This is a genomic window from Prevotella jejuni (assembly GCF_900187995.1).
Classification (GTDB): Bacteria; Bacteroidota; Bacteroidia; order Bacteroidales; family Bacteroidaceae; genus Prevotella; species Prevotella jejuni.
In genome coordinates, this window is the sequence record NZ_FZNZ01000063.1 from 1 (window position 1) to 7,853 (window position 7,853).

Genomic DNA, 7,853 nt, shown 5'->3' on the forward strand with positions numbered 1-7,853 from the left:
GTAGTTAGAATAGAGTACGTCGTACTCCTTGCCACCTAATTCCAATGTTGCTCTAAATGAACTCATGATAGATAATTTTAAAGTAGTTAGAAAAATAAGAAAACGAGGTCATCTTAATTTCCCTCACGTATGAGAAACAAAAAAGAGAAAACCCCTAACAACGTTTTGAAGTCTCCTCTGCGTGTGGCTGTAAAACAGTCTTGCTCTTTGAAAGAAGAGGAAGATTTGCAATCTGTTGTCATTTTCGTTGTCAAAAGTAATTATATAATATCATAAAAGCAATTGATACAACATTAAATAACAAAGGTTTAATATCTTATACACATTCAAAGCCATCTTCATTCTGCCCCTTATCCACCCTTTGTGTTTGTATCATTCTGTCTATGTAAGAGCTTTCAGTCACTCTATGTCATTATGTCATTCTGTCTGAGAACATTAAAATCTCCAATTGTTCATAGCTTTCAGTCACTCTATGTCATTATATCCTTCTGTCTGAGAACATTAAAATCTCCAATCGTTCAGAGCTTTCAGTCACTCTCTGTCATTATATCCTTCTGTCTGAGAATATTAAAATCTCCAATAGTCCAGAGCTTTCAGTCACTCTATGTCATTATGTCATTCTGTATGAGAACATTTAAAGCGTTGTTCATTCTGTCCCCTCTGTCTTCGTGCAATTAGCGTAATTCGTAGTTCTTTGTAGATAGTTGTATAGTATAGTCCATACCAGTCTTATTCCCATGTGGCATTATATCATCTTTTAATATGTCATTCTATTTATGGATAGTCCGTCTTCCTACCATTTAAGTAAACCGCAGTATTTGTTTGTCTGTGGAGTGCACATTCAATTAGTAAATGCGAATAGTATCGGTAAGAAATATCTTTACATAGATTACCGAAAAGTAATCTTTCTGCCATGAAAGACTCCATAAAATCCAGATGTGCAACCATCAGATTGTTAGCCTATTACAAACGGTGGAGTTAACAGCGCTTAGTTATGTTCAAGACAACGCCCTTTAAGCATACAGTTAGGCCTTGGCTGTATCCTAATTAAGGCTTGTTTGCAGGTTAAATAAGCATCTTTATTTTTCGTATATGATTTTATTGTTACAAAAGGAGAGTCGGGTAGTGGGAAATCTCAGCATCTTAAAGTAGTGAGAACTTTCGTAGAATAACTTGGGAGGTAATGATACCAGGCCTAAGAATCTGGAGATTCTCAATGTGCAAAACTCATCACGCTAAATTGCGGATGAGCCAATATTTACTGCAGTTTCTTTTCTTATTTTATGTATTTATCACTCCAATTTCTGGAAGATCCATTCCTATTTTGCCGTATTTCTTCTATTTCTTTAAGAGTATGGGTATAATGTTTCTTATTTGGATAGAAGTTTACTACTTCTAATGATTGGGACTTTAATAATGGGGCCATATTTCCGTCCTTACAATTCCAAAAGTTTATTTTCTTCAGATGAGGCATGGATTCCACAAAATCAATCGAGTCCAGTTTGTCAATGAATAAATCCTTTATATGTGTGTTACCTTTGAGAACCGAGAAATTTTCAAGTCTCTTACATCCTTCAATCTGTAAACTTTCTAAACTAGATACTTCATTGATTTGATGTATATCTTCAAGTTTATTATTCCTAGCAAGACAAAGCTCTCTAATTGAAAGTCTTTCTACACCATTCAAACTCTGAATTTGTGAACTATAAATATGTAATATTTCAAGATTTCGCAAATTAGATACATTTTCCAAATCGGGGTAAGGGTATTTTCGAATTACCATGCTTGTAAGCGTATAAGCCTTTCCAATATTAATGAGTCCTTTCCAATATTCTCCTCCAAAGTGCTCAAGCTTTGGAAATCTTGAAATGTCCAGTTCGAACTTCTGTTTATCTTGGAAGGTAATTTCCCTCAACTCCTTTAAATTATAAATTGATTCTAAATTGATGACATTACCAATATCTTGAATAAAAGATATTATACGTAATGATTTAGATAGCTTATTAAATGCGTTGAAATCAATAACGTTTTCGTTTGTTAAAGTACCGATTAGGAGTATTTGTTGGATTTTAATCTTGGCAGCATACTCCACACCTTCCTCAAAATTCTCTACATGAATTGTTAAGTAATTGCCTTCCAAATTTTCTCGAATAGTTTTATCTAGTGACATTTCTTTCCTTTCATTTTTTATTCTCCACTTTCTGCTCATTGAATTTTTTCTCAAACTTATTTGCTTTTTCGATTATGTCCTTATATAACTCCTAATTATTTATTTCTGCATTTGCAAGCATCTTTATTTGCATTTTAGTTACTATTATAACTTCTTGTTTTGAATATTATAGTATTATCTTGATTCTATAAAATCACTAACTTCACCTGTATAGGGATTAAATTCAAACCTATAGTCGGTATTTGAAACGACAACAAAAAAATAGAGTGAATCATTTATATAATAAACATCATAAAATAAAGGTTTATCTATATTTCTTTTTCCTTTTAAAATATCTTTTAAATCCCAGATTACCTCACCATTTCCATTAATAATATAAGCCTTGTTGTATACTTTACTGTATGGTGCTTGGACAATTGCAATATATTGATTTGTTTTTAACATTAATGGAATCAGTTTGTCTTGATACTCTATTCTATGATTTGTACCATTATAAAACCATGTTATAGCACAAGGCAAGGTGTCTAGTACTGTAAATGTTTCCTTTTTCACTTTTGAAGTATCTCCATAATCAACCATGAAGTTTTTTATCTTTCTCATTATTTATATATAAATAATTTTTCTTGGTTTACCAATTGGCTCTAACTTAGCCCTGTGCTCGAAAATTAAAATTTGAATTTGATTTCCTCCACCCTCGTATATTATTCCATTATCAGTTTGAGGACGAACTGTGCCTATTTGAAATCTTTCTCCTTCTGGAATATGAAACTTTTGAACATGTGATATTTTTGGCTTAAATTCAGGAGTAACAGCTAATTTATTTCTTACAAAATCAACATCCGTAATTTTATCTGTTGTTGCCCATCCTCCTGGTCTCGTTTGTCCTGGAGACATAGCCATTTCTATATCTAAGCCTCCTTTAGGTATAGTAGTAGATACTATTTCTCCACTTTCCCAAGGATTTTTCCCAGTAGGAGCTGGCAATGCTAGCATATCTAACCCAAACATGTCAGTCCATTTATTACAATCCCCCACATACCCATACAGTGTTGGGTTATTTCCTGCTAATCCTATCGGGGCCTGACTGATATATGTTCCTGTATTCGGGTCATAATAGCGGAACCTGTGTAATACAGTCCAGTCTCCTCGTCCTCGTATTGTCCTAACTGGCGGAAAGGAATGAACTGCCCGCAGCCGTGAAGGTTGCGGAGGTTACCATAGATGTCATAGTCTGTCTGCCAGACGATATTACCATTATCATCGTATGCCTGGACAGGACGACCGATGTGGTCGCTGATGATGCTGTAATGCGTGTCATCAACAATCTTGGCTGTAGGGATATCACTGTCGTAAACCCATGTGTTGAGATTCTCAACTGGTTCAGGCCTGTCAAGTGTGACCTCACCAACCTCGGTAACAACCGTCTTCAGACGGTCAGCCTCGGCATAGTCCCACTCGTGCAGGATGACATCACCATCCCAGAGGTAGCGATATACTCGTCCGTCAAAGACCTTCTCAATGCGTCTGCCTAAAGCGTCATACTTGAACGTAACGTTCTTGCCGTCTGGCCGTGTTACACTCCTAAGCATACCATTGGCTTGCCACGTATAGGCATAATCACCGCTCTGCCATTGAAGGAACTCATCCCGTGCCTCCGCATTATGCGATGGCTCCATCCTGCGCATGGTCTTCAGCACCAGATTGCCATGGCTGTCATAATAATACCGCCACTTCTTGTCCTCACGTAGCTGTCCACCACGACCATAACTCCTGTCCGTACGGTCGGGACTATCATACACGTTACCCATCAGGTCCGGGTTGCGCCACTGACGGCTGCCATCACCATACATAGCCCCAGACAGAGAGCCGAAGGTATCATAATCGTAACGAATATTTCTACCGTTTATTGTGTCAAACTTTCGTAGAAGGCAAAGATTATCCCCCCAAGTATATGACTTGTCATACAGCGTTTGACCATTATGACGCACACGCTGATGTGTAGGACGGCCAATTTTGTCATAGTGCATTGTATGGTCCATACAAACGACTATGATGCACGATGTTTCAAATATGAATAGACACTATCACTACATAGAACAAATCTACTGCTAACCTCTGTCCTAATTGCATTTTACTTAAATACCAAAAGGTGCTTAATTTGAAGCTCAACTAAATTTAAAATGGACTCCAATTAAGCGTCTTTTCTTATAATGTTTTACAACACACTTATTGCATACGGGTTAAACTTTTCTTTCGAAGTTCCACTTTTATGATTATTCTCAGAAGCTAAAGTTAAACAGTTGTAAATATATTTTGGCTCTATAACGAATCGTGTGGGTAATTATAGAAAACTCAGATAAAAATATTACCTTTGTTTTATGAATAGTATCGAGATATTTATACAGGCCTTAGGCCTATCAGAAGCAACTTGTTAAAAGGAGGTAAGGAGATTCGTAAATACAGAAAACTTTAAGTATATGGTCTATTCCATAACAGGGGAGCTTAAAACAGGATTACCCACACGATTCGTTATAGAGCCTGTTTTTCCAATGAAAGGCGAGATAATAGGTGTCCGATGCCAAACTTGCTAAAAAGATGAAATAAATCATCACTCATTTGAGTTTTAACACTCAAAAGTTTGGATAACTCATTTGTTTTCTCTATTTTTGCTTCCATAACAGTTTTGTTGTCTTGTCTTTAAAATCAGTTGTTTTGCGATTACTAATTTACAAAGAAAATTCGACAAACTGTTATTTTTCTATCTATTTATTAGGGTGGGGAACTTTAGTGATTTATGTATGAAAAGTAAAAGTACTGCACAATTTCTTATTCTCTGTTTATTTTTGATACTTTCTGAAAACTGTAGTAGGAAAGTTGAATTTACAGAGATAAAGCGAAGGACTACAATTATTAATGGACAATATTATTATGATATCTTAGTATCTAACTGTTCAGATTCCATAGGAGAACTTAAGTCCCAGATGATTTCTTTCTATAATATGAAAGCCCGTAATTTAAAAAGTAAGGGGGATCACAAGATTATTGCAGGAATGAAATTTTATAAAAAAACATCCTGTACTTCTTATTTCTTAAATTATGACGAAGAACATACTGATGCATTTGATCTTACCGTTAAGGAGATTGAATTCTGTAATAACGAACTTGGAACTATATCCGAAGACAACATAGACGGTAGAATAGTCTATATGATTACTCTATCTAAAAAAAATGGGGATGTTATCGTTGAATTTCTAAAATGGGATAAGAAAACCAACAGATTATCCGAAAAATAAAAGCATTTGTATGATAACGGACAATGAGATAAGCTATCTCGTAGATAGCAGTATGTAGTCCAATACACAGCTGCCTTTTACATGGTCGTAAACACGACTGATACCCTCCATTCTCACACCACTCTTCTCAAGCACAGTATCATCTATAATGAAACATGTCGTGGTATCAGATTGAGGAGCTTCGCATACTTACGCAAAAGGCACATATAACGCAGGGTAAAGCGGTTCATCAATCGTCTCCAATCCATCTAGGGGCGAATCATCATTCGATAAAAACGGTTCTTACTATGATTTGAAAGCTCATATATCTTATGCTTGCATATACTGTGGATGCTCTCACTCACAATGCGGAAAAGGCAAAGAGAAAGGATCAATTCCGAAGCCGAAACCTCATCATGTTTTTCCAATGACAGGCGAAGTAACAGTTGACCGAGGCCAAACTTTCCAAAAAGCTGAAATTAATCATCACTCATTCGTGTTTTAACACTCAAAAGTTTGGATAACTCGCTTATTTTCTCTATTTTTGTTTCCATAACAGTTTTGTTGTCTTGTCTTTAAAATCAGTTGTTTTGCGATTACTAATTTACAAAGAAAATTCGACAAACTGTTATTTTTCTATCTATTTATTAGGGTGGGAAACTTTAGTTATGAAGTCAATTAAAACTAAAATATGAGAAGACTCAATTTACGAAACGTATGGAGTCACTACAATTACATCACTAGATAATTTATATATTAAAAGCAGTACCAATGTGGATATAGCTAAAGAATAAGAATATGAAGAAGATTTATCCAGTAGTATTTATTTTGGTCTTTTGCGTAACAATACTGTCATGTAAAGGTTTATCAAACGGAAATAATATGAAAACAAAGTTTAGTTGGGATTTTTATGTATCATCCCCAGTACATTATAGCTCAGAATTAAAATATGCAAAGGCTTTTTATGGAGATAAAGGAGAGGAAACGGTAGATGTTTTTGATGAAACTGCTATGGCGGGTCTCGGTAATGTTACAGCAACACCTTTTTCAGTAAATCCACCTCAAGGCGAAATCAGTATTCCCAAGGGTATAGACATGGTGTGGGTATCAATAGCAGATAAAAAGATTTATAGGGCAAATATTAAATTTTCCCCCAAAATACAAAACAAACTTCTAAAAGCCTTTAGGGAAGGATTTTATAGCCACTGGAGAGAAAGTAATATGGACTTTAACGAGTTTAATGTAACAATTCTTCCAGAAGGACATCTATGGCTATACTTGGGGATAGGAAATTTAAGAAGGGTACTTATTTGCGATTCATTAAGGGGAGAAGAAACGCACATGACACTTAAAGAATTCAGTGAAGGGTTTTATAATGCTTTCCAAACAGTTGATAGTCTTTGTTCTGATGAAAATGAGAATTCTTTCTTTAATAAACACGGCTCTGAGTATGACAAGATATGGGCATTCTATGTGCAACGTTTTAATTATCAATTTGACATACAATTTGAGAACAAACAGACAGAGCTACGCAAGGGACAATTCGTGATTAACTTTGCTAATGGCGAGATTCTGAATCATGATGACCATGGTTATTTCGAACAGCCTTCAAGACCAAATAAGATGGAGTTCCAATGGATTACAGATGGTATGCTTTATACTGGACATTTTTATTTTGATGAAGAAGAAGTGAAAAAAGCATTTATGGAGGTTTATGGTAACAATCCTACTCAAGCAGGAAAACTTATCGTTCAAGTAAGTAAATATAATAATTGGTTCGATATCTATTTGGAAGCGGACAACAAGAAATATAAATTTGAAAAGACAAAGATCCATGTCTTTAAACAAGGAGTTAATGATTCTGATGACAAGGCTGTTGTAATTTATAATAACCATAGAGAGATAAATTCAAAATATATACATTTTATAGGAGAATAAAATATGGGGCAAGTTTTGTATGATATTATCCCACCTATGTCAAGAGCTAACACAATATAAAGTTTGTTGACTAATTCAAATTATTAGGCTCGTTCGTTAAATGGTTATAGTTGTACATTTGTTAAGATAGAAATGGACACCTTCTAAAATATGGTTTGGTAGTTTCCAACTAACTGGATATCGTATGTTGTCTAGAAATAACATGCAATTTCTTTTCTCATTATAGCTTATATACGTTAAAATGTCTTGTTTACACATTTAACGGAAAAAGCTTAAATATCTATTAGATGGACATAACCCACCTTTATTTTATGTAGAATAAGAAAGGTAATTTGAAATACATAAAAAGAAAACATCAACAATACTAATCTAATCTTTTGCAAGTTCCAAAACGAAGTGCAATAAAAGAGTGTCCCTCTCCGAGAGATGCAGACGTTCTCGACGCGTAGCGAGAGGTTGTCTGCATCTCTCGG

General features: G+C 35.0%; 7 protein-coding genes and 1 pseudogene. 2 read left to right on the plus strand and 6 right to left on the minus strand.

The genetic code is table 11. From position 1 onward, the window contains the following. Positions 1-1,276: 1,276 nt before the first annotated feature. The 5 genes from CHB62_RS13965 to CHB62_RS15005 all read right to left on the minus strand — a co-directional run bounded on the left by CHB62_RS13965 (position 1,277) and on the right by CHB62_RS15005 (position 4,846). On the minus strand, positions 1,277-2,224 hold the full coding sequence (locus CHB62_RS13965) for a leucine-rich repeat domain-containing protein (RefSeq protein WP_240616316.1): 948 nt from the start codon (positions 2,222-2,224) through the stop codon (positions 1,277-1,279). 120 nt (positions 2,225-2,344) lie between these two features. After that, positions 2,345-2,770: a hypothetical protein gene (locus CHB62_RS13970; RefSeq protein WP_141240446.1), complete on the minus strand. Its 426-nt coding sequence runs from the start codon at positions 2,768-2,770 to the stop codon at positions 2,345-2,347. Positions 2,771-2,773: 3 nt separating this feature from the next. Next, positions 2,774-3,178: a hypothetical protein gene (locus CHB62_RS15000; protein WP_176414882.1), complete on the minus strand. Its 405-nt coding sequence runs from the start codon at positions 3,176-3,178 to the stop codon at positions 2,774-2,776. Between the two features lie 62 nt (positions 3,179-3,240). Beyond that, positions 3,241-4,197 (minus strand): RHS repeat domain-containing protein, encoded by a 957-nt coding sequence (locus CHB62_RS13975; RefSeq protein ID WP_240616315.1) that lies wholly within the window; start codon positions 4,195-4,197, stop codon positions 3,241-3,243. 502 nt (positions 4,198-4,699) lie between these two features. After that, complete coding sequence (locus tag CHB62_RS15005; RefSeq protein WP_158296848.1) at positions 4,700-4,846, minus strand: hypothetical protein; 147 nt, start codon at positions 4,844-4,846, stop codon at positions 4,700-4,702. Positions 4,847-4,968: 122 nt separating this feature from the next. Between CHB62_RS15005 and CHB62_RS13980 the strand changes: the two genes are divergently transcribed. Next, the gene (locus tag CHB62_RS13980) at positions 4,969-5,463 is read left to right on the plus strand and encodes a hypothetical protein (protein ID WP_009013199.1); all 495 of its coding nucleotides are present in this window, start codon (positions 4,969-4,971) and stop codon (positions 5,461-5,463) included. A gap of 45 nt (positions 5,464-5,508) precedes the next feature. Here CHB62_RS13980 and CHB62_RS13985 read toward each other — a convergent pair. Continuing rightward, positions 5,509-5,996: pseudogene (locus CHB62_RS13985) on the minus strand (IS4 family transposase); the annotation flags it as partial. A 244-nt stretch (positions 5,997-6,240) separates the two neighbouring features. On the opposite strand from CHB62_RS13985, the gene CHB62_RS13990 reads away from it, so the two are divergent. Continuing rightward, positions 6,241-7,380, plus strand: a complete 1,140-nt coding sequence (locus CHB62_RS13990) for a DUF2931 family protein (protein WP_089367311.1) — start codon at positions 6,241-6,243, stop codon at positions 7,378-7,380. Positions 7,381-7,853: the final 473 nt, after the last annotated feature.

Excerpts from the sequence above, each read along its gene's own strand:
- CHB62_RS13990 (WP_089367311.1), top strand. The coding sequence starts at position 6,241 with ATGAAGAAGATTTATCCAGTAGTATTTATTTTGGTCTTTTGCGTAACA.
- CHB62_RS15005 (WP_158296848.1), bottom strand. The coding sequence starts at position 4,846 with ATGGAAGCAAAAATAGAGAAAACAAATGAGTTATCCAAACTTTTGAGT.
- CHB62_RS13970 (WP_141240446.1), bottom strand. The coding sequence starts at position 2,770 with ATGAGAAAGATAAAAAACTTCATGGTTGATTATGGAGATACTTCAAAA.
- CHB62_RS13975 (WP_240616315.1), bottom strand. The coding sequence starts at position 4,197 with ATGCACTATGACAAAATTGGCCGTCCTACACATCAGCGTGTGCGTCAT.
- CHB62_RS13980 (WP_009013199.1), top strand. The coding sequence starts at position 4,969 with ATGAAAAGTAAAAGTACTGCACAATTTCTTATTCTCTGTTTATTTTTG.
- CHB62_RS15000 (WP_176414882.1), bottom strand. The coding sequence starts at position 3,178 with ATGTTTGGGTTAGATATGCTAGCATTGCCAGCTCCTACTGGGAAAAAT.